Source organism: Coleofasciculus sp. A1-SPW-01 (assembly GCF_040217205.1).
Lineage (GTDB): Bacteria > Cyanobacteriota > Cyanobacteriia > Cyanobacteriales > Coleofasciculaceae > Coleofasciculus > Coleofasciculus chthonoplastes_A.
In genome coordinates this window covers 1-20,933 of the sequence record NZ_JAVJNP010000171.1, presented here as the reverse complement: position 1 = coordinate 20,933, position 20,933 = coordinate 1, and the positions used below count along the sequence as shown (strand labels likewise).

Genomic DNA, 20,933 nt, shown 5'->3' with positions numbered 1-20,933 from the left:
GAGACGCGCCATGGAGCGTCTCTACATTTGTTGGTTATGCTAATCCTTCCACAACCGGATGGAAGTAAAACGCCAACCCCAACACCAAATAAGCCGCAATTAGCAAAATTCCCTCCAACCAGTTCGACTTCCCATCAGAACTAATGGAATTAGCGATTAACACCGCCACCGCTACCGCCACCAGTTCAAAGGGGTTAAAATCCAAATCCATCGGCTGACCCAAAAACCAACCCGCAATCACTAAGACAGGGGCGACAAATAGGGCAATTTGTAAACTTGATCCCACCGCCACCGACACCGACAAATCCATCTTATTTTTCATCGCCACTGTCACCGCCGTAGCGTGTTCGGCGGCATTGCCAATAATGGGCAATAGAATCACCCCTGTAAATAGGGCAGTTAATCCTAACTGGGAGGTAGCTTCCTCCAACGTCCCCACCAACAGTTCCGACTCTAACGCCACCAAAAGGGTGACTCCAAGTAACACGCCAATCCACAAGCCTAAATTCACCTTATGTTCCGGTTCCTCGGTGGAGGAGGAAACATCGTTTCCCTCTTGGGACTCAACATCCACCATGCCCACATCTAACAAATAGCTGTGGGTTTTCATCGAAAATAATAAGGTGAGAGCGTAAACCACAATCAACACCCCCGCCACAGCAACCGATAATCTTTGTAACGTCGCTTCATCAATGTCAGGCGTCGTAGCATCCATCGCCGTCGGTAGCAACATGGCAATGACAGCCAAATTCATTGAGGACGCATTTACCCGCGCCACAATCGGTTGAAAGCTTTGTTCCTTGTACCGCAACCCGCCCAACAGCATAGATAAGCCCATCACCAGCAGCAAGTTGCCAATAATTGATCCCGTAATCGTGGCTTTAACCACATTGACTAAGCCAGCATTGAGGGCAATCAGGGCAATAATCAGTTCTGTCGCATTACCAAACGTGGCATTCAGCAACCCACCAAAGGTAGGTCCGGCTACAACCGCAATTTCTTCCGTGGCGGTTCCCATCCACGCCGCTAGGGGAACGATCGCCAAACAGGAGGTAATAAATACTATAGCTGCTCCCCATTCCAGAAAATGCGCGGCGATGGAAATGGGGACAAAAAGTAACAACAGTGACAGAATCGTGTTTTTGTTCAGCATCTAAAAAATAAGCAAATAGGCACAGATTAAAGTTAACGGTAAGGATTGTCATTTGTCATTTGTTAGGGAACAGGGAACAGGGAATCGGGAACAGGGAATCGGGAATGGGCAATCGGCAATGGGCAATCGGTAAGGTAGAGTTTTGAGTTAACTTCCCCAGCTCCCCCAGCTCCCCCAGCTTCCCCATCTCCCTCATCCCTGCAACTTCCCAGGAAGATGTGCAATAATCGGCAAGAGTTGTTATAGTGCGTCTAAGTTTTGTGAACTGACCGCAACGTTATATGAAGTTTTATCGATTTTCAGTAAATCTTGCGGTTGAATAAAAAACTGAAGGGACAGATTGTTACACGTTCATCCCTAAATGCAAGTTTAGCCACTGGTGTCAATGCTTTTTTCTAAGGATCTGGGTATACATTCTGTACACTGTACTAAGAAATGATAAGGAGACTCAAATCCTTACAAAGGACAAAGGACGAATGACGAATGACAATCCTCACCGTTAACTTTACTTTTGTCCGACTACTTATACCGAGCTGGCGTTCCCTACTGAAATGGCTAGCTTTCAACCTAAAATTCGTTTAGCGAATCTCTCAACTTATCCCTACTCAAGAGCGAAAATGACTAGAGTAAGGGAATCTGTCTGACTACGTTTTCTGTGGAATTTGGTGATCTAAATGACTTCTGCTGCTGAACTTTCAGCTTCACAAGCTGCGGCAAATCCCATCCCTACCTTATCCGAGGAGGTTGGGCGAGACCATGATCCCCTGCAGACAGCCAGGGGCGTCTACGTAACTGTTCACGGGCATTTTTATCAACCCCCCCGTGAAAATCCCTATCTGGATACCATTGAACGTCAGCCCTCGGCGGCTCCGTTTCATAACTGGAATGAGCGGATTCATCACGAATGCTATCGCCCCAACGCCTTTGCCCGGGTGTTAAATGGTTACGGCGAAGTGGTGGGGATCGTTAATACCTTTGAATATCTCAGCTTTAATATTGGTCCGACGCTGATGTCGTGGCTAGAACGCTACGACATGGAAGTGTATGAGCGAATCATAGAGGCGGATCGCAAGAGTTGTCAACGGCTCAACGGTCATGGCAATGCGATCGCGCAAGTCTATAACCATATCATTCTTCCCCTCGCCAATGAACGGGATAAATACACCCAAATCCGTTGGGGAATGGAAGATTTCCGCTCTCGCTTTGGTCGTGATCCCGAAGGGATGTGGCTGGCGGAAACGGCGGTAGATTACCCCACCCTGGAAGCGTTAGTGGCAGAAGGGATTAAGTTTATTATTCTTGCTCCCTCCCAAGCTGAACGCTGTCGGGTTTTGCCAACCGAAGACAATCCTGATCCTAAATGGCATGAAGTAGGTGGAGGTCAGATTGATCCCAGCCGCCCTTACCGTTGTTTCCTGGAAAGTGGTGAATTTATCGACATCTTTTTCTACGACGGTCCCATCTCACGGGATATGGGGTTTAGCGATGTTCTCAGTAGTTCCGAACATTTCGCCGGTCGTCTGGGAATCGCGATTCATGGGGATCACCGTCCCTCCCAGATTATCAGTGTGGCAACCGATGGGGAAACCTTCGGACATCACAAACGCCACACGGAAATGTGTATCGCCCATGCTTTTACCCAAGTCTTTCCCCGCCGTAACTGGACGGTGACCAACTTTGCTCATTATCTCAGTATCAGTCCGCCGACGTGGGAAGTGATTCTCAAACCCGTAACCGCTTGGAGTTGTTCCCACGGTGTCAACCGTTGGCAAGATGACTGCGGCTGTGGTGGCGGCGGGGGTTGGCATCAAAAATGGCGGCGTCCCCTGCGAGAAAGTTTGAACTGGCTGCGGGATCAGTTGATTCCGGTGTATGACGAGAGGGGGCGTCAGTTTTTCCGCGATCCTTGGGCGGCGAGGGATGAGTATATTCAGGTACTCAGAGATCGCTCTTTGGAAAATGTGGAGCAATTCCTCAACCGTCATAGCGTTGCACCTCTTTCTCCCACTGACCAAATCGACGCTCTACGGCTGTTGGAAATGCAACGCCACGCCATGCTGATGTATACCAGTTGCGGTTGGTTCTTTGAGGAAATCTCCCGTCCCGAAGGGGTACAGATTTTACGCTATGCAGCACGGGCGTTGGAGTTAGCTGGGGAAGTGGTGGGTATCCAGCTTGAGCTAGGGTTCTTGGAACGCCTACTTGTAGCACCCAGTAATGTAGACTGCTTTAAAACCGGGGATGTGGTCTATCGGCAACTGGTTGTGTCGTCGCAAATTACCTTCCAACAAGTTGCTGCCCATTACGCGATTAGTTCCTTATTTACCAACTATTCCCAACAAGAACGGATCTACTGCTACGAAGCCCACCAGCTTGACTATCAACTCCAACGTATGGGTTCACTGACGTTGGCAGTGGGTCAATTGCGACTGGTGTCGGAGATTACCTGGGAAAATATGGAATTGGTTTTTGCCGTTCTCCATATCGGCGGCTGGGACTTCCACTGCTGTATTCAACCCTTTACCGGACGTCGGGCATATACCCAATTGAGGGACAATATTTTTGATGCCCTCAAGCAAGCCAGTGCTGCCCATACGATTCTGGCAATGAATCAGATGTTTGGGGAGCAGTCGTTCAGTTTACAGAATCTGTTTGCTGAGGAACGACAACGGATTATGCAGCTAATTAGTCAGGAAACCCTGACACGATTAGATCAGCTTTATAACCAGATGTACCGGGATAATTACGGCGTGTTGATGGCATTCCATCGGGATGAATTGCCCGTACCGAAGGAATTGCAAGTAGCAGCAGAAATTGCGTTATCCAACCGTTGTTTAATTGCGATTAAAGCTTTAGACATGGAGGTGAGTGATCCCCAAGCTATCAATGCTCAGATCGCCGAATTGGAAGCGATCGCCACAGAAGCGGGACATCTACGCTGTCATCTGAACATCCCAGAAGCCAAGCTAACGCTGGAAACCTTAATTTGGCGATCGCTGTGGCAACTGTTGCATGAGGGTGATCCAGATACCCTCGGCGATGATATCCGCCAGATTGATCGGTTGATTGAGATTGGCAATCGGCTGAACCTCGGTTTAGCCTTAGACCGTTGTCAGGAACTTTTTTTCAACTGTTTACACACCTCAATCGTGCCGCCGTGTGAACTGGCGATTCAAGCCCAACGCCTGAGTGACCAAAAGAATGGACATGATCAGGCGCAGCTTACGGCGGCAAATCCTTGGACAATTATCCGATTACGCCAGTTGCTTCAGCTTGGTCAACTGTTGTTGGTGGAAGTGAGTCCTTGGTTAAATCAGTTGATGTAGATAGTAGGGGCTTGGTTACCCATCCGTGTTTAAGCTGTGTCTGTATACTCGTCTAATCCTTTCCCCCTCATCCCCTAACCCCTTCTCCCACAAAGGGGAGAAGGGGAACCGGACTCTCTTGCACCCCTCTGCCGTGCAAAAAAAGCGAAGCATCCTCTGGCTTCCCCCTTTTTAAGGGGGACGGGAGGGGGATCTATAAGGGGGGAACGAGGGGGATAGGGGTCTAGCTTAAGTTGACACCAATGCTTGGTAACCAAGCCCCTACAGCGGATCTCCATTAGGGTAATAGAACCCCGTTAAGCCCGTGAATCATGCCGTTAGAGGCAGGAATATCTGCCATCACGACGGGTATACCATTGACAAAAACTTCGCTAGCATTACTGACTCGTATGGTTACGGGTTTACCCGCGAGGGTGGTTAACCGTAAGGTCGAACCGGGGGTTAAGCCAAAGGTGTTAATGTTACCGGGGACAACGTGATAGGTAAGGATTTCAGTTAATCGCGATCGGTTTTGGGGTTGAAGCAACGTTGCCACAGTGCCATCGGGTAAAGCAGCAAAGGCTTCATCAGTGGGGGCAAAAATGGTAATGGGTCTCCTATTCGCCAGTGCTGAAGTGAGTCCAGCAGTTTTAATTGCAGCCGTGAGGGTGGAGAAAGCGTCGTTGGCGGTTTCGAGTTCATCGGCTATATTGCTCACACCCCGTTGAGCAATCAGGTGGAGTCCGGGTTCTGCCTTCAAGAGACGAGGGGAGTCGGTGACGCTGTTGGCGGGTAATGCGATCGCGGTACCGAGACTGGCTAAACCTAAACAGGCGGTTAGTTTTCTCAATGTGGAAGTAAAAGAGCGGGCTGGCATGAATTTTTCTCCTCAGAGCAGGTATTTATAACGATTTGTATACTACTTTAGTCTGAATTCCGACCCTATGCCTCTTTCTCAGGTGCAATGTCGCGTCTGCTCAGTGCATACTGAGAGATTGGTCAATTGATTTGGGTTACATAAATTTCCACCCTAAAATGCGGCAAGGGGGCGGACGATATATCCGTCTCGGTTATATCGAGCGCAGCGAGTACCGTCGATGGTTTAGCGTCTGGGGAAGGGTCTGCCAATATTTAAATTGAGCGACAGCGAATCCTGGTTTTCAGTATGTATATTCATAACCGTCAGCCTTATGAATTGTTTTCAAATATTTAGTTTGTTCAATAATTCTCTCGCCCGTGCTAGATGACAAGGGTCAAGAGGTTTCAAGTTTTTGTCTAGAACGAAAACGCGCATTACTGCACCTCTCATTACTGGTTAGGTTTGCCTCGTCTTTGATATCTCGGCTTTTTGCGCTCAACACACGGCTCGTAAACCCGTACTTGCTGGTTAATGTTGAACAACAGAGCTACAAACTGGCTTAAGGAAAGCTAGACACGCATTCGTAGGTGTTGTGACCGGAATAGTGGGTCTCAAGCTTCTTTCAGAGAAGAGTTTCACGCAAGGAGAAAGGCTCAACCAACCGAAAAAAAGCCATTAATAAGCTAGGGCGATTTCACCTCAAAATAAGTAGGCAGCGTGAAGAACATGCCAAGAGAGTGGCACGTTGCGTAATCCAATCTAACGATTGGGTTGCCTATGTAGACGCGCCAGCGGCTTGCCGAAGGCTAGATTTGAGCATAAAAAATCTAGTCAAGAATCACTGTTTAGCTAAGTCGATTAATGATGCAGGTTGGTATCAGTTCAGAAAGTGGTTAGAGTATTTCGGAGTTAAGTTTGGCAAAATAACTATTGCAGTTAATCCGGCTTACACTTCTCAAAAATGCTCTAGCTGTAGCGCAGTGGTCAAGAAGTCTCTATCCACTAGAACTCATGTTTGTCGGTGTGGATGTATTTTAGATCGGGACTGGAACGCTGCTATTAATATTCTGAAATTAGGATGGTGTACGGCAGGGCATGTCGGAACTCGGATCTTAGATCCAAACGCTTTGGGAGATTTAGCCTCTACCTTGATTGGAGAAATCCTGTCAAGGCAAGCTGAGTTGATGAGCAAAGAATCCCCGCACTTGTAGGGCGGGGAGTGTCAAAAGCCTGTACACAGACATTAAGAACAACCAAGAGAATCGCTTGTGGCTACACCCGTTTTAGAATTAATCCCTGAAGCCTGCTGACATAAATGTTTCAGTTGTGCGCCATCTAAGAGAGCATCAGTGAAGTCAGCCCCCGTGATTAATGTATTATCAAATACTGATCCAAGTAAGAGGGTTTCGACTAAAATCACATCACTTAAATCTGCACCCGTCAAATCTGCCTGATCTAACATGCCATAGCTTAAATCCGCACCATGCAAATTGGCATGAGTCATCACCGAACCACTAAAAATAGCACCTCGCAAGTCAGCATAGGCAAAATTACTTAACTGTAAATTGGCATTAGCAAATTCAGCCGTCTGTAAATTTTGACCGGAAAAGTCTTTGCCTGTGAGTTGGGCGTGACTGTAGGATAAGGGAGGCGGATAGTCAGCCGCTTGAGCAGATAGAGGATGAACGAATAGAGCGATCGCGACTAGGAATGCTATCAGTTGCCGAAGAATCATCTCAAATTGCCTGATTGACCTTAATTCTTGTCCATCTTAAATCTGATTGGGGTTTATCCGGTAACATTCAGGCGGCGAGGGTAAGCAAGCGTTCAAGACATGGGTAGGTTAGCGCATGAGACATAGGTAGGTTAGCGGGCAAGATATGGGTAGTGGTGTGGCACACCTAAGTAAGATGGATGAAGCTTACGCCCAGAAACTGTAGGGGCGCACCGACGTGCGCCCGATTTAATCGTAAAATCTATGCCACCATTTTAGCTGTGTCAGTTTTATTTAAGTAATGTAAATAGCTCATCAACCTTCTTTCTTAGGATAGATAAACTTCAATACATTTGCTTGATACTCTAAAAACTGTGTTGATTAAAATCTGATTGGTTAAGCATTAAACTATTAAACCAAGGAGGACATTACTATGGGAATTTTAGCCTGGATTGTTTTAGGAATTCTCGCTGGCGCGATCGCGAAGGTGATTTATCCAGGTCACCAAGGCGGTGGTATCCTGGCGACGATGGCACTGGGAATCGTTGGGGCTTTAGTTGGAGGCTGGATTGGTAACTTACTCTTTGGAGTCGGTTTTACAGGCTTTACTTGGTGGGGTTTACTGATTGCAATTGTGGGCGCGATGGTCGTCTTGTTCATCTACGGTCTGGTTACGAAAAACGCATAATAATCCCTTGATTGGATAAGCTGATCCCCCGCTTAAAATTTGGGGGATTTTACGTTGTTTGTCCGACTTTTTTCCCAAAGAAAGGTTTTGTTCGCTTCCAAAAGCCGCTTGCGTGTTTACATCTTCTGTCGGTATAGTTGCTGACATAAGACCAATCACCAATGACCAATGACCAAACTTCGAGCATTAATCTTTGACGTTGATGGGACATTAGCCAATACAGAACAAGACGGACACCGCGTCGCCTTTAACCGCGCCTTTGCCGAAGCTGGATATGATTGGAATTGGTCTGTTTCCCTCTATGGTGAACTATTAGCGGTTGCTGGTGGGAAAGAACGTATCCGCTATTATTTGAAGCAATACCGCCCCGATTTCCAACCTCCGGCTAATTTCGACGAGTTCATTGCCAATCTGCATCGGGCGAAAACTCACCATTATCAGCAACTTATCGCCACGGGTTCTATCCCCCTACGTCCGGGTGTGCAACGATTGATTAAAGCGGCGCGATCGCAAGGAATACGGTTAGCGATCGCCACCACTACCGCCCCTACTAATGTAACTGCCCTTTTGCAGCATACCCTAGGGGATGAGAGTCCGGCGTGGTTTGACCTGATTGCGGCGGGTGATATCGTCCCCGCCAAAAAACCCGCCCCCGATATTTACAACTATGTACTGCGGCAAATGGATTTACCACCCCACGATGGTTTGGCGATCGAAGATTCTGATCAGGGTTTAATTGCAGCAGCACAAGCAGGTATCACCACACTAATTACAGTCAACAATTATACAAAAGACCAAGATTTTACCCAGGCGGTACTCGTGTTAAATCATCTCGGAGAACCCGATCAACCCTTTAGCGTTCTCGCTGGAGATGCTGGAGATAACCAATATGTTGATATAGAACTCCTGAATCATCTCCATCACCGTTAGGGTGTCCCTTGCTGTCACCACAGTTAACGGTGAAAAGACTACAGTTAATAGTGGGTCAGACGCCACATTCCCTCTGCCCCAATCGCCAATCACCTAACTTTACAAATCTGAGTCCAAAATTCTATTATTATAGCAATAATATCTCAGCCATGATATCATGTCCCTCTAGACAGTGATTCTTGACTTTTACCGTGCCACCTTAGTTCTTACCTTGGAGTCATTTGCCTTCGGCAGTACCAACGTGTAAGTATTCAACCGAACCTGATAATGATCGGCTTGTCCCGCAGTGATAGGGTAGCGTTATGACCTATAGCCTTAGAATTACCGATATTCCTGTTAGCGAACGTCCACGCGAACGATTAATGGCGATCGGTGCCAAAAATTTGGCGACAGCGGAACTGATTGCTATTTTGCTTGCCACAGGTCAGGGGAAAGGTAAACTTTCAGCAGTAGGTTTGGGACAATATATTTTGCAGCAATTAAGTCAAGATGAACGCGATCCCATGGCGGTATTGCGAGATATCTCACCCCAAGAGTTAATGCGTATCCATGGCGTCGGACCGGCCAAAGCCACCACGATGCTAGCCGCCATTGAACTTGGGAAACGCGCCTTTCAGTCTCGCCCCACAGAAGGCACGATCATTGATAGTCCCATGGCGGCGGCGGCGGCTTTCAGTCATGAGTTAATGTGGCAAACTCAGGAACGTTTTGCTGTGTTGCTGTTGGATGTGAAAAATCACTTATTGGGGATTAAACTCATCTCCGTTGGTACAGCAACAGAGACATTAGCCTGTCCTCGTGAGATTTTACAAGCTGTTTTGCGCCATGGGGCGACGCGGTTTATTGTAGGGCATAGTCATCCGACGGGTAGTGTTGAACCTTCTGAGAAGGACATTTATTTGACCAAACAGCTTTTGCAGGGGGCGCTACTAATCGAAACACCTTTAGTGGATCACCTGATTTTGGGAAATGGCAATCACCGAAGTCTACATCACACTACTTCATTGTGGAAGGAATATCCACAAGATATTTAATAGTGTGAGTTGTAGTTTCAGGCGGCGCTATGTTAATTTAGTGGGCTAGGGGCGATTAGCACAGTGGTAGCGCACTTCCTTCACACGGAAGGGGTCACTGGTTCGAGTCCAGTATCGCCCATTTAAGTTTCATGACAATACCTAATCATTACCAGCCGTTTTCCGCTAATAAGTAGTCGTACAAAACTAAAGTTAACGGTTGAGATTAGGAAGAAACAGTAAGGATTTGAGGCTCCTTAACATTTCCTAGTACAGCTTACAGAATTTATGTGGAGGACTGTCTGATCTTCAATCGCCGTCTGATCCGGTAGAATCACCACCCCAGCAAAGGTTTCCGGTTCTGTTTGATCGCATTCTGGAGATTGACATTAAGGAACAGTCTCAGCGATTTAAACAAGAGAGCCAAGAAATAAATTTCTGGCTCAAAGCTAAAACCCGTTAAAACGAGTTAAGCATAGAATTCTAATTATTTCCAGACTACGATTATTTTTAATACAAAATAATAAATCTAATTCGCATTGGATGCCGTAACTTGATTTCCCGGCTCAATCTTATGGCGAGAACAACCAACCCGTTTTAACGTTTGCCTTGGCTTTGAGGAAACGTATTTCCAGGAGCAATCACTCACTTATTCACCTCAAAATCCCGTTCCAACGCGGGAATTGCCGTGCCATTTAAATGGTGCGTCTTCTGGTTTAGCACATAAGCCTTCGCCTCTTCCAATTGTTTCCCTCCCAGGGTAAACACCCCATATCCGTGTTGCCAACTAAACGCCAAAGAAGAAGCCGATGGCAGATGATTCAAATGATACGCACTACTCCCTTTAATTGTCTTGACAAAATCAGCAACGGATAACTTTGGAGGAATTGAAACCACCAGATGAATATGATCCGCCATACCCCCAATCGCATGGAGAATACAGCCAATCCCATCAGCCTTGCCAATAATATAACGGTATAATTCAGATTCTCGCTCTGGAGTAATCAGAGGTTGACGGGATTCTGTTGCCCAAATGAGGTGGTAGTAGGTGCGCCATAAGGACATTATTTTTACAGAAGTGAGCTAAGAAGTGAGCTAGGAAGTGAGCTAGGAAGTGAGCTAGGAAGTGAGCTAGGAAATAAATTTCCAGCTAAAAGCTCAAACCCGTTAAAACGGGTTCAAACATTTACAAGCTATGTGATTATTTTGAATAGTGTTGTGCCGAATCAAGATTATACCTTATTTCTCTGTGGGCTAATATCTCAGAGCGATCGCGTCAGCACAAAACCGGGAGCCTGTCAGTGAGTAAGGCGTTCAACCCGTTTTAACGGGTTTTAGCTTTTAGCCGGAACTTTAGTTCCAGGCTATGTGATTATTTTGAATAGTGTTGTGCCGAATCAAAATTATACCTTATTTCTCTGTAGGCTAATATCTCAGAGCGATCGCGTCGGCACAAAACCGGGAGCCTGTCAGTGAGTAAGGCGTTCAACCCGTTTTAACGGGTTTCAGCTTTTAGCCGGAACTTTAGTTCCAGGCTTAAATCTCACCACTTAACTAACTCAAAATCGGGATGACAGGATTTGAACCTGCGACCCCCTCGTCCCGAACGAGGTGCGCTACCAAGCTGCGCTACATCCCGCAATATCTCATCCATACTACCACAGACTTGTTAGGATTAACACTGGTACTTTCGTGGGAGCATGTTCAGGAGTGGTCGTTAAACCTGAATGGTTAAGAGTCAAAGCACCGCAATGGCAGCGCGTGGGCAACGTTAAGGATATTTTACGGGATTTGGCACTCAATACCGTCTGTGAGGAAGCCTCTTGTCCCAATATCGGTGAGTGCTTCAATGCTGGCACTGCTACCTTTTTAATTATGGGACCTGCCTGTACCCGTGCCTGTCCCTACTGCGATATTGATTTCGAGAAGAAACCCAAACCCCTTGATCCTACAGAACCCACGCGATTAGCGGAAGCAGTAGGGCGACTGAAACTTCAGCATGTGGTAATTACTTCGGTGAATCGGGATGATTTACCTGATGGGGGTGCTTCTCAGTTTGTCCACTGCATTGAAGCGATTCGTGCTATCTCGCCTCAAACCACCATCGAGGTATTAATTCCAGATTTGTGTGGGAATTGGGATGCCCTAGAAACCATTCTCCAAGCTAAACCCGAAGTCCTCAACCATAATACCGAAACCATCCCCCGACTCTATAGACGAGTACGCCCTCAAGGAGATTATCCGCGATCGCTTGAACTTCTTCAACGCACTCATGAACTCGCCCCTTGGATTTACACCAAATCTGGCATCATGGTGGGATTAGGTGAAACTGACGCCGAAGTGCGCCAAGTGATGCAGGATATGCGAGCCGTCAATTGTGATATTCTCACCATTGGGCAATATCTTCAACCTACTCAAAAGCACTTAGGCGTGACTGACTTTATCACCCCAGAACAGTTTGATACTTGGCGAGAGTTTGGCGAATCTATCGGCTTTTTACAAGTTGTCTCCTCTCCCCTCACCCGCAGTTCCTATCATGCTGGAGAGGTGAGATCATTAATGCAGCGCTATCCCCGAAAAGCGCCGATGCTGGGTTGAATGTAGAGACGTGCCATGGCACGTCTCATGGCACTTTAGAGTTTGTAGTAAGCGCTTTAGCGCTTCTGGCACTAAAGTGCCTACTACGAACCCAGCTTAAGTCAGTGCCATTCAACTTAAGATGAGGAACGCTTGTGTTGAATAATCGCTTGGCGAAAACCTAACACGACCAAAATATTAGATAGGGTGAGAAAAAACTCAGCACTCCCATGCAACCAATCCACATTGGCTAATTGTTCCCCAAACGCAACCTTGGCATAAATTCCCGCCGGAATCGTCACTCCCACAAACACCAATAGCGCATAAAATCCAATCAGTGCCAACCGTGGGGTTTGTCCGGAACGAGTTAGAAACCACAAAAAACCTAGGTAAGGGAATAAGGAAACTGCAAACAAAGTGTCTTTAGAAATCATCACATTATCGATTAATGTAGGGGCGCATAGACGTGCGCCCTTGTTCATTACCCCTCTGAATGAGTATTTTGGCTAAACAACATCAACGGGTGTTTGAGATTTTTCCGGTTCGCTGCTATCACTCTGATCAGCTTTTCGCGCACAACGCCAAATCCACCAAGCGGCAGTACAAAGGGTAATATTTCCTAATACCGTCATCGAGGCTTGCAGGGTAACTAACCAATCCAACGATTCAGGATTGTCAAAAAAGTGCCAGGTACAAGCACACATCGCACCGACTAAGGCAGGAAACATGGCACAAGATAATGCCCACCAGTAACGATTGCCTGTAATGTCACCATAACTCCAGATTAACCAGATAGCGGCAATCCATTCGATAACGCTAGAGACGTGAATGATCCACGTTGGAACTGAAAGGGCATGCATAGAAAAAGTTTACTTGACGCGATCGCACAACCTCAATCATTCTAACCCCCACTGTCGCTCTTTTGCCTTAGGTCTAAAACAGTATGTAGATAGCTGATCGCGCCCTCGACTCTGGCACAATACAATAACTGAGGGGACTACTACATAATAAACGAATGGCTCGTACCCCAAAATTAACCTTTGACCGAGGAACCCTACTCCTCCATCCACCCCCACGGGGTAAGGCGTGGGTGGATTATGCGACATGGGATGATCGAGTGGAAAAGTTTCGGATTCCAGGGATGCACTATCGCCCCCTGGTGGAAATGCTGCAAGCCTCTGAGGTTGATTTTATTGATGATGCGAAGGAATTTATTCCTTTGGAGTTGGTTTGCAGTTTTGAGATGGAACCCTATCCCCATCAACAGGAAGCCTTATTAGCCTGGAAATTAGCAGGGCGTCGCGGGGTAGTGGTACTACCTACCGCCGCCGGAAAAACCTATCTGGCTCAACTGGCGATGCAATCGACGCCTCGCAGTACGTTAATTGTTGTACCCACCTTGGATTTAATGCATCAATGGTACGCGCAGTTAGAAGCTGCGTTTCCGGATGTGGAGGTAGGATTACTGGGGGGAGGTTCGCGCGATCGCACACCCATCTTAATTGCTACTTATGATAGCGCTACGATTCACGCCGAATCCCTGGGAAATCAATACGGGTTGTTAATATTTGACGAATGTCACCACCTACCCACCGACTTTTATCGCGCCATTGCTGAATATGCGATCGCACCCTACCGACTCGGACTTACGGCTACCCCAGAACGTACTGATGGGCGTCATAATGACCTAGATGGCTTAATCGGTCAACAGGTCTATCGCAAAAGCCCCGATGACTTGGCTGGGTTAGCCTTGGCAGAACATAAGGTGGTGCAGATTAAAGTCAAACTATCACACCAAGAGCGCGATCGCTACGATGCTTGTCTGAAACTGCGGAATGATTTTTTAAGAGAGTCGAATATTTACCTAAGTAGTTTAGACGGATGGCAACGGTTTGTGCAAGCCAGTGCCGGTTCTCAACAAGGGCGTCGCGCTATGTTAGCCCATCGGGAATCTAAGGAAATTGCTTTAGGAACGGAAGGGAAATTACGAGTATTAGCCGATTTAGTCGCGAAACATTATCCGGAACGGATCTTGGTCTTCACGAATGATAATGCCACAGTTTATCGGATTTCCCAAGAATTGCTGATTCCCGCGATTACCCACCACACTCCCGTCAAAGAACGTCACGAGATTCTCCAACGATTTCGCGAGGGAGACTATAAAATCTTGGTCGCCTCCCATGTTTTAAATGAAGGGGTTGATGTTCCTGATGCACGAGTGGCGATTATTTTATCGGGAACAGGTTCAGAACGGGAATATGTGCAGCGATTAGGGCGAGTGTTACGCAAGGGAACTGATCAGAATAAGTTGGCGATATTGTATGAAGTCATTGCGGAAAATACCAGTGAAGAAGGTACTTCTCAACGGCGACGCGGTTCTAGTGGAAAAGCCAAAGCTAAACCCAAACCTAAACCCAAGGAAGTGGAGAAGCCGAAGCATCGACAGTTGGAAATTTTACCTTCTCAACCTTACGAAGTGAAACCTTCTCAGTCGCCGAGAGCTGCCGAGTCTCCGGGTAAGTATGACGTATGATAGAGTTTGGTAGTTGCGCTTTAGTGCTATAAAAGCCACATCGCCTACTATAAGTTCCATTCCGATTAAGTCCGTTTTTAACGCAGAGGTTCGCAGAGGTTGGCGCAGAGGGACGCAGAGGGAGTTTGAGTATACAAATTAATGTTTTATGGGGTTGGGAAAACAATCGGTAATAATATGATTTACTATTTCCTGTTCCTTCAGCAATGACCCATGATTGTGTTTTTTAAACTTTTGATCAAACTCGTAAAACTGGCTTTGGCTGTCAGTTTAGTGTTTCCGGCAGTTTATTTTAGAACGCCATGGTTGGCAAGTTTAAGGGATTGGGCATTTGGTTTGGTCTTTATGATCAGTTTGGGATTAATCGTTTCGGAAATTTTAGGCTGGACGAGAAATTCAAGCCAAAGACAAGTTATTCTCAGCGTTTTTATTTTAGCGATCGCGTCATTCAGTTTTTCTTTGGCGGTGACGACGGAAGTTAAGTTCCAGTTGACTAAACAAGCGATTCTGAATCGAGAAGCAAGCCAACTGGAAACTCTGGGGCAGCATTTTATTGTGGGTTATCGTAATCTTGAGGAGGTAAAAACTCTGGTCAAAAAAGGCGCGATCGCTGGTGTCTTTATCACTAGACGAAATATCCAGAATAAAACCCCAGACGAAATTAACCAAGAAATCCAATCGTTACAAGCCATTCGCGCCAATCAGGAGTTATCACCATTGTGGATAGCTACGGATCAAGAAGGCGGTATTGTCTCGCGATTATCTCCGCCTTTAACTCAATTACCCCCCTTATCATCAATTATTAAAGATAAAAAAGATATCGATAGTGCCAAAGAAGACGTTATCCGCTATGCTAGTATTCAGGCTAAAGAATTGTCCGAGATTGGTATTAATTTAAACTTTGCCCCAGTCGTGGATTTAAATTATGGGGTTATCAGTTCTGAAGATAAATATTCTAAAATTTATCTGAGAGCCATATCCGCCGATAAAGATATTGTGGCTAAGGTGGCATTATGGTATTGCCAAACCCTAGCCGACTATGGCGTAACCTGTACCATTAAACATTTCCCTGGATTGGGACGAGTGGATACAGATACCCATCTTGAGGATGCTCAATTGAAAACGTCGGTAGCGGAATTAATCCAAGCAGACTGGGTGCCATTTCGGGAAGTCATGAGCAAAACAAATGCCTTTACGATGTTGGGACACGCTCAATTAATTGCCGTTGATCCTGACCATCCTGTATCGTTTTCTCAACAAGTTGTTACAGACATTATTCGAGACAAATGGCAGCATAATGGCATTCTGATTACAGATGATTTTAGTATGCATGCGGTTTATAGCAGTCAAGATGGGTTAGAGGCGGCTACAGTAAAAGCCATTAACGCTGGAGTTGATTTAATCTTAATGGCTTACGATACCGATTTGTATTACAACGCGATGAATGCTTTGCTTCAGGCTGAATCGGCTAATCGTTTAGATATTACCGTTCTGAAAAGTAGTAATACAAGACTCAAGCAAGCTATCAGGAAAATATTATGAATTATGAAGAAATAGAAAACAGTGAGGCGTAAATCAATAACAAATGGCAACATTTCCTGATCGCATAAAATTATTTATGTATTGAGCAACATATCAAACGCATCCTTCAGTTGATCCTCAGCGACAACAAGAACATCGGTTCTGTAAAGGCGCTGAGGTTTTTTATATGCATTTAAAATGGTGGAATCGGTTGTAGGTTGGGTTGACGCCAGAAAATAAACACCTGAAAGACAGTTGTAGAGACGATCCGCCTGCATCAATTAACACCTGTCGCCCACTCAATTTGATCGGGTGTCCTCTCCTGAAACCGTTGGATCAGTAGAACAAATAGGGTAACTGGTACGTCCATGACATGGAGGAATACGTTCGTGAAAAATACTCATGATTCGTCAAACTGAATAAGTTGTGTTAAATTTACGGGTTTAAGCAAGAAAAAATGGCAATGAGTAATCCCGCTCGATCAGAGTCTTCAGTTCCACCAAAACCCACCCAACCGGAAAAACTTAATCTTTCCACGAAAATGGCTTACGGGGCGGGTGATATGGGGGCGGGGATTACGGCTACCCTGTTGGCGTTCTCCTTACTAATTTTTCTCACCAATGTAGCTGGATTAAGTCCAGGGTTAGCCAGTACGGTGCTGTTAATCGGCAAAATCTGGGATGCGATTAATGATCCCATTGTCGGAGTATTAAGCGATCGCACTCGGTTCCGTTGGGGACGACGCCATACCTGGATGATCCTATCCGGTATTCCCTTTGGTGTGTTCTTTTTCCTGCAATGGGTTGTACCCCCTATCAATCAGTTGGCGCTGTTTTGGTATTACGTGATTGTCAGTATTTTATTCAACATGGCGTTTACAGGTGTTAATTTGCCCTATACCGCATTGACGCCAGAACTGACTCAAGATTACAACGAACGTACCAGCTTGAATAGTTTTCGCTTTGCCTTCTCCATTGGTGGGAGTATTCTCTCCTTAGCCTTGGGTCAATTTATCTTTAAAGTTATTCCCAATGATCAAACACAATATCTAGTCTTGGGACTCATCTGTACAATTCTGTCTGTTCTACCCGTCTACTGGTGTGTGTGGGGAACCACAGATCCAACGGCGGCGGGGGAACGGCGATCGCCGCAAACGGTGGAGGAGAGTAATGAAACGGAAATCCCTTTTTTAGAACAGCTAAAAATTGCCTTTAGCAATCGTCCTTTTCTGTATGTCATCGGGATTTATCTGTTTTCTTGGTTAGCCTTTCAGTTAACAGCAGCGATTATTCCCTATTATTTGGTTAACTGGATGGGTCAAGAGTCCTATTTTACCGCCGCATTAGTGGTTCAATGTGTAGCCTTAGTGATGCTTTTTGTCTGGAATTTGGTAAGTCAGCGCGTCGGTAAACGGGCAGTTTATTTTATGGGAATGAGTGCCTGGATTGTCGCCCAAGGCGGATTATTCTTTTTACCACGGGATCAGGTGGGATTAATGTATCTCCTCTTTGTCATGGCAGGGTTTGGCATTGCCATTGCCTATCTCATCCCTTGGTCAATGTTACCCGATGTGATTGAATTAGATGAACTAAATACGGGTCAACGGCGCGAGGGAATATTCTATTCGTTTATGGTACTCCTGCAAAAAATGGGATTAGCGTTGGGGTTGTTTCTTGTGGGACAAGCGCTGGATTTTGCGGGGTTTTTGACTAATGAACCGGGTCAACCGATACCAGAACAACCAGCTTCGGCGTTGCTGGCGATTCGGTTAGTTGTTGGTCCATTGCCTACCGTGTTCTTACTTTGTGGATTAATTTTGGCATATTTTTATCCCATCACTCGCGAAGTTCATGCAGAAATTATGTTACAGCTTCAGGAACGCAAGTCGGGTACTGATACTTCGGCTGACGAAGGTTTGGAACTTGAGTGACGCTATGGCTAAAATTGGTAACCGTTCTCAAATACTCTATCAAGTCCCATAAAATAAAGCCCCATAAAATAAAGCCCCCCTTTGAAAGGGGGGAACTGGAGTGAAGGCGAGCTTTGAAAGGGGGGAACTAGCGATCGCTCTAGACTGGCTACATGCATACTCAACCCTCAACCCCAGTCCAGTGATAGACCGAAAGTTGTTTATTTATCGTTCAAGTCGTGATCATTTTGCTATAATCTTCCTCTAATTCGGCTGGGTGGAATATCCCAATTGATATCACGTTGGCAATCAAATTCACAATGACATACCCAAGAAAACAGCCAATTTCCCAAGTGCAGCTTAAACGTCAACAACGGGGAAAGCTAGCGGCGTTGGTGCTAGCCACTTTGTTGCTGCTATTTTTTCCCGTTAGAGTTCTTGCTCAAGACGCCCAAGCCTCGGGTGGTTTCCTGAATGCGATCGACAGTGTATTCTCGGCAATCGTCGCTGTCCTGTTTAAGTTTCTCTTCTACGACATCGGTGGTTTTCCGCTGATTGTGGTGTGGTTGATTGTGGCAGGTATTTTCTTTACGCTTCGCTTGGGCTTTATCAATATCCGTGCCTTTAAACATGCGATCGATGTGGTAAGGGGTAGGTATGATGACCCAGAGGAAGAGGGACAAGTCTCCCATTTTCAGGCGCTGGCGACGGCTTTGTCTGGAACGGTGGGATTAGGCAACATTGCTGGCGTGGCGGTGGCAATCCAGGAGGGAGGTCCAGGCGCTATGTTTTGGCTGACACTGGCGGCTTTTCTGGGTATGACAACTAAGTTGGTGGAATGTACCCTAGGACTCAAATATCGCATCGAACGACCCGATGGTACCGTCGCTGGGGGACCGGCTTATATGCTCTCACGCGGGTTAACCAAGATGGGGTTGGGTCCGCTGGGAAAAGGATTAGGAATTATTTTTTCCGTGCTGGCGATTTTTGGTTCGATGGGTGGCGCGAATATGTTCCAGTCTAACCAAGCCGCCATCGCGTTTGTGGGTACATTTCCGGGGATGCAGGGATGGATCGTCGGTCTGGTTTTGGCAGTGTTAACCGCAATTGTGATTATTGGTGGGATTGAGCGAATTGCTTCGACAACGGGGTTGCTGGTGCCCGCAATGGCGGTGATTTATATCTTGGGGTGTCTGTGGATTGTGGTGGTGAATTTGCCCCAAGTTCCTGCTGCGATCGCTACAATTATTAGCCAAGCTTTTGTCCCAGAAGCGCTTGAAGGCGGTATTGAAGGCGGTATTATTATCGTTATCGTGCAAGGGGTGCGGCGCAGTGCTTTCTCCAATGAAGCGGGAATTGGTTCAGCCGCGATCGCGCACTCGGCGGCTCGGACTGATGAACCTGTACGCGAAGGGATTGTCGCCCTCTTAGAACCGTTTATTGATACGATCATCATCTGCAACATGACTGGAATCATGATTGTCCTAACGGGTGTCTATCAAGATACGGGTGAAGCGATCGATGGTTCCCAGATGACACTGAATGCCTTTGCTACAGTTAGTGACTGGTTTCCGGTGGTTCTCACAATCGCGATTTTCCTGTTTGCTTTCTCCACGATTATTTCTTGGAGTTATTACGGCGAGATTTCCTGGCAATATCTCTTTGGTCAACGCACTATTATCATCTATAAGCTGATTTTTGTCGCCTGTGTGTTTATCGGTGCCGTTGTTACTCCTGGTGCGGTGATTGATTTTAGCGATTTAACCCTGCTGATGATGGCACTTCCCAACTTAATTGGTGCTTATTTTCTCTCCAATGAGGTGGCGGGAGACATTAGCAATTATATGGAACGGTTACGTTCGGGGCAAATGCCAACTTATGCAGAAAAGCTCGCCACTCTGGGAGATTCCCACCAAGCTGGAAACTAATGCATCCCAACAAATTTTGAGTTTTGTGAGTTGTAGGGGCGGGTTTCACTATTATCGTTTCTTGTCATCCAGATGTCACTAAACCCGCCCTGGCTTCAAAGAAAAATTCAGAATCTCATGGTAATCGCTTCCATTCACACAAGCTACACGGAAATGAACAATTAATAATTATGAGCTGGCTAAAAAAGAACGATGTGCTTGTACCGACTGATTTCTCTGATATATCCTTTACCGCACTGGCTCCGGCTTTAGAGTTTGTCGAGGACATATCTCATTTGCATGTCATCCACGTTCTACTGCCTTTGAGTGCAGTCGATCCAGGTACGATATGGAAAACGGTTACTTCAGAATCTCGACAAAACAACGCTCAATCTTTTTTGAAAAACAAGCTGAGTGAACTGGGGTATGTAGGAGTACAGCATCAGGTTTCGATTGGAACTCCTAGTCATGAAATTGTGGACTATGCCAAAGAAAAAGGAATTGAATTAATTGTTATGCCCACTCACGGACACACAGGTGTCAAGCGGGTTTTGATGGGTTCTGTGGCTGAGCAAGTGGTACGGTTGTCTCCTTGTCCGGTGTTGTTACTCCGTTGAGGGGTAGAAGGGTATCAGGATGGGAGCATCCCAATAATTCACCCACGAAAGACGGGGCGGGTTTAGTTAGGGCTTGCTGCACAACTCCAAAACCCTTATCTATCAAGGCTTTGAGTAGCATGGACATTGGCTCATCTTCAAGAACATAAGGTAAAACCCTTTCATACCCTTGCACCGCTATCAGGGAAAATGTATCATTGCTCCCCC

16 protein-coding genes, 2 tRNA genes and 2 pseudogenes are annotated in these 20,933 nt (G+C 46.4%); 12 read left to right on the top strand and 8 right to left on the bottom strand.

What is annotated here, in order from left to right:
* Nucleotides 1-34 precede the first annotated feature (34 nt).
* Nucleotides 35-1,153: a calcium/proton exchanger gene (cax, locus tag RH949_RS25410; RefSeq protein WP_006098098.1), complete on the bottom strand. Its 1,119-nt coding sequence runs from the start codon at nt 1,151-1,153 to the stop codon at nt 35-37.
* A 674-nt stretch (nt 1,154-1,827) separates the two neighbouring features.
* Here cax and RH949_RS25405 point away from each other — a divergent pair.
* Nucleotides 1,828-4,479 carry a DUF3536 domain-containing protein gene (locus tag RH949_RS25405; RefSeq protein ID WP_446357052.1) on the top strand — a complete coding sequence of 884 codons (2,652 nt, stop codon included), beginning with the start codon at nt 1,828-1,830 and terminating at the stop codon, nt 4,477-4,479.
* A 277-nt stretch (nt 4,480-4,756) separates the two neighbouring features.
* Here the strand turns inward: RH949_RS25405 and RH949_RS25400 are convergent, their stop codons facing one another.
* Entirely contained in the window at nt 4,757-5,335 is a 579-nt protein-coding gene (locus tag RH949_RS25400) for a fasciclin domain-containing protein (RefSeq protein ID WP_006097900.1), read from the bottom strand.
* A gap of 336 nt (nt 5,336-5,671) precedes the next feature.
* Nucleotides 5,672-5,752: pseudogene (locus tag RH949_RS25395) on the bottom strand (RRXRR domain-containing protein); the annotation flags it as partial.
* Nucleotides 5,753-5,934: 182 nt separating this feature from the next.
* On the opposite strand from RH949_RS25395, the pseudogene RH949_RS25390 reads away from it, so the two are divergent.
* Nucleotides 5,935-6,528 (top strand): annotated as a pseudogene (locus tag RH949_RS25390) (RNA-guided endonuclease InsQ/TnpB family protein); the annotation flags it as partial.
* A gap of 32 nt (nt 6,529-6,560) precedes the next feature.
* Here RH949_RS25390 and RH949_RS25385 read toward each other — a convergent pair.
* Nucleotides 6,561-7,052 (bottom strand): pentapeptide repeat-containing protein, encoded by a 492-nt coding sequence (locus tag RH949_RS25385; RefSeq protein WP_006098132.1) that lies wholly within the window; start codon nt 7,050-7,052, stop codon nt 6,561-6,563.
* A 412-nt stretch (nt 7,053-7,464) separates the two neighbouring features.
* Between RH949_RS25385 and RH949_RS25380 the strand changes: the two genes are divergently transcribed.
* From RH949_RS25380 to RH949_RS25365, 4 genes are all read left to right on the top strand, one after another.
* A complete protein-coding gene (locus tag RH949_RS25380; RefSeq protein ID WP_446357049.1) occupies nt 7,465-7,719 on the top strand; it encodes a GlsB/YeaQ/YmgE family stress response membrane protein in 255 nt (84 codons plus the stop codon).
* A gap of 168 nt (nt 7,720-7,887) precedes the next feature.
* The gene (locus RH949_RS25375; RefSeq protein ID WP_446357047.1) at nt 7,888-8,649 is read left to right on the top strand and encodes an HAD family hydrolase; all 762 of its coding nucleotides are present in this window, start codon (nt 7,888-7,890) and stop codon (nt 8,647-8,649) included.
* A gap of 302 nt (nt 8,650-8,951) precedes the next feature.
* Entirely contained in the window at nt 8,952-9,683 is a 732-nt protein-coding gene (gene radC / locus RH949_RS25370; protein ID WP_006098213.1) for a RadC family protein, read from the top strand.
* Between the two features lie 49 nt (nt 9,684-9,732).
* Nucleotides 9,733-9,804, top strand: a tRNA-Val gene (locus tag RH949_RS25365).
* 503 nt (nt 9,805-10,307) lie between these two features.
* Here the strand turns inward: RH949_RS25365 and tnpA are convergent.
* Both tnpA and RH949_RS25355 read right to left on the bottom strand, forming a co-directional pair.
* Entirely contained in the window at nt 10,308-10,727 is a 420-nt protein-coding gene (gene tnpA / locus RH949_RS25360) for an IS200/IS605 family transposase (RefSeq protein ID WP_006098038.1), read from the bottom strand.
* Between the two features lie 500 nt (nt 10,728-11,227).
* A tRNA-Pro gene (locus tag RH949_RS25355) sits at nt 11,228-11,301 on the bottom strand.
* A gap of 71 nt (nt 11,302-11,372) precedes the next feature.
* Between RH949_RS25355 and lipA the strand changes: the two genes are divergently transcribed.
* Nucleotides 11,373-12,260 (top strand): lipoyl synthase, encoded by an 888-nt coding sequence (gene lipA / locus RH949_RS25350; protein WP_446357044.1) that lies wholly within the window; start codon nt 11,373-11,375, stop codon nt 12,258-12,260.
* A gap of 116 nt (nt 12,261-12,376) precedes the next feature.
* On the opposite strand, the gene RH949_RS25345 is transcribed toward lipA, so the two are convergent.
* Both RH949_RS25345 and RH949_RS25340 read right to left on the bottom strand, forming a co-directional pair.
* Nucleotides 12,377-12,673: a DUF3593 domain-containing protein gene (locus tag RH949_RS25345; RefSeq protein WP_044204340.1), complete on the bottom strand. Its 297-nt coding sequence runs from the start codon at nt 12,671-12,673 to the stop codon at nt 12,377-12,379.
* A gap of 72 nt (nt 12,674-12,745) precedes the next feature.
* Nucleotides 12,746-13,099 (bottom strand): DUF2499 domain-containing protein, encoded by a 354-nt coding sequence (locus RH949_RS25340; protein ID WP_446357042.1) that lies wholly within the window; start codon nt 13,097-13,099, stop codon nt 12,746-12,748.
* A gap of 155 nt (nt 13,100-13,254) precedes the next feature.
* Here RH949_RS25340 and RH949_RS25335 point away from each other — a divergent pair, with 155 nt between their 5' ends.
* From RH949_RS25335 to RH949_RS25315, 5 genes are all read left to right on the top strand, one after another.
* Nucleotides 13,255-14,772: a DEAD/DEAH box helicase family protein gene (locus RH949_RS25335; protein ID WP_446357040.1), complete on the top strand. Its 1,518-nt coding sequence runs from the start codon at nt 13,255-13,257 to the stop codon at nt 14,770-14,772.
* 213 nt (nt 14,773-14,985) lie between these two features.
* Nucleotides 14,986-16,314, top strand: coding sequence for a glycoside hydrolase family 3 N-terminal domain-containing protein (locus RH949_RS25330; RefSeq protein ID WP_446357038.1), 1,329 nt, complete (start codon nt 14,986-14,988; stop codon nt 16,312-16,314).
* Nucleotides 16,315-16,750: 436 nt separating this feature from the next.
* Nucleotides 16,751-18,223 carry an MFS transporter gene (locus RH949_RS25325; RefSeq protein WP_006098237.1) on the top strand — a complete coding sequence of 491 codons (1,473 nt, stop codon included), beginning with the start codon at nt 16,751-16,753 and terminating at the stop codon, nt 18,221-18,223.
* Nucleotides 18,224-18,522: 299 nt separating this feature from the next.
* The gene (locus tag RH949_RS25320; RefSeq protein WP_446357036.1) at nt 18,523-20,130 is read left to right on the top strand and encodes an alanine/glycine:cation symporter family protein; all 1,608 of its coding nucleotides are present in this window, start codon (nt 18,523-18,525) and stop codon (nt 20,128-20,130) included.
* Nucleotides 20,131-20,300: 170 nt separating this feature from the next.
* Nucleotides 20,301-20,726 carry a universal stress protein gene (locus tag RH949_RS25315; RefSeq protein WP_044204076.1) on the top strand — a complete coding sequence of 142 codons (426 nt, stop codon included), beginning with the start codon at nt 20,301-20,303 and terminating at the stop codon, nt 20,724-20,726.
* Nucleotides 20,727-20,933: the final 207 nt, after the last annotated feature.

What these genes read in the sequence shown, in the direction of transcription:
- RH949_RS25330 (WP_446357038.1), top strand. Translation starts at nt 14,986, where the DNA reads ATGATTGTGTTTTTTAAACTTTTGATCAAACTCGTAAAACTGGCTTTG.
- RH949_RS25400 (WP_006097900.1), bottom strand. Translation starts at nt 5,335, where the DNA reads ATGCCAGCCCGCTCTTTTACTTCCACATTGAGAAAACTAACCGCCTGT.
- RH949_RS25380 (WP_446357049.1), top strand. Translation starts at nt 7,465, where the DNA reads ATGGGAATTTTAGCCTGGATTGTTTTAGGAATTCTCGCTGGCGCGATC.
- RH949_RS25335 (WP_446357040.1), top strand. Translation starts at nt 13,255, where the DNA reads ATGGCTCGTACCCCAAAATTAACCTTTGACCGAGGAACCCTACTCCTC.
- RH949_RS25315 (WP_044204076.1), top strand. Translation starts at nt 20,301, where the DNA reads ATGAGCTGGCTAAAAAAGAACGATGTGCTTGTACCGACTGATTTCTCT.
- cax (WP_006098098.1), bottom strand. Translation starts at nt 1,153, where the DNA reads ATGCTGAACAAAAACACGATTCTGTCACTGTTGTTACTTTTTGTCCCC.
- RH949_RS25375 (WP_446357047.1), top strand. Translation starts at nt 7,888, where the DNA reads ATGACCAAACTTCGAGCATTAATCTTTGACGTTGATGGGACATTAGCC.
- RH949_RS25325 (WP_006098237.1), top strand. Translation starts at nt 16,751, where the DNA reads ATGGCAATGAGTAATCCCGCTCGATCAGAGTCTTCAGTTCCACCAAAA.
- radC (WP_006098213.1), top strand. Translation starts at nt 8,952, where the DNA reads ATGACCTATAGCCTTAGAATTACCGATATTCCTGTTAGCGAACGTCCA.
- RH949_RS25345 (WP_044204340.1), bottom strand. Translation starts at nt 12,673, where the DNA reads ATGATTTCTAAAGACACTTTGTTTGCAGTTTCCTTATTCCCTTACCTA.
- RH949_RS25385 (WP_006098132.1), bottom strand. Translation starts at nt 7,052, where the DNA reads ATGATTCTTCGGCAACTGATAGCATTCCTAGTCGCGATCGCTCTATTC.
- RH949_RS25340 (WP_446357042.1), bottom strand. Translation starts at nt 13,099, where the DNA reads ATGCATGCCCTTTCAGTTCCAACGTGGATCATTCACGTCTCTAGCGTT.
- RH949_RS25405 (WP_446357052.1), top strand. Translation starts at nt 1,828, where the DNA reads ATGACTTCTGCTGCTGAACTTTCAGCTTCACAAGCTGCGGCAAATCCC.
- RH949_RS25320 (WP_446357036.1), top strand. Translation starts at nt 18,523, where the DNA reads ATGACATACCCAAGAAAACAGCCAATTTCCCAAGTGCAGCTTAAACGT.
- tnpA (WP_006098038.1), bottom strand. Translation starts at nt 10,727, where the DNA reads ATGTCCTTATGGCGCACCTACTACCACCTCATTTGGGCAACAGAATCC.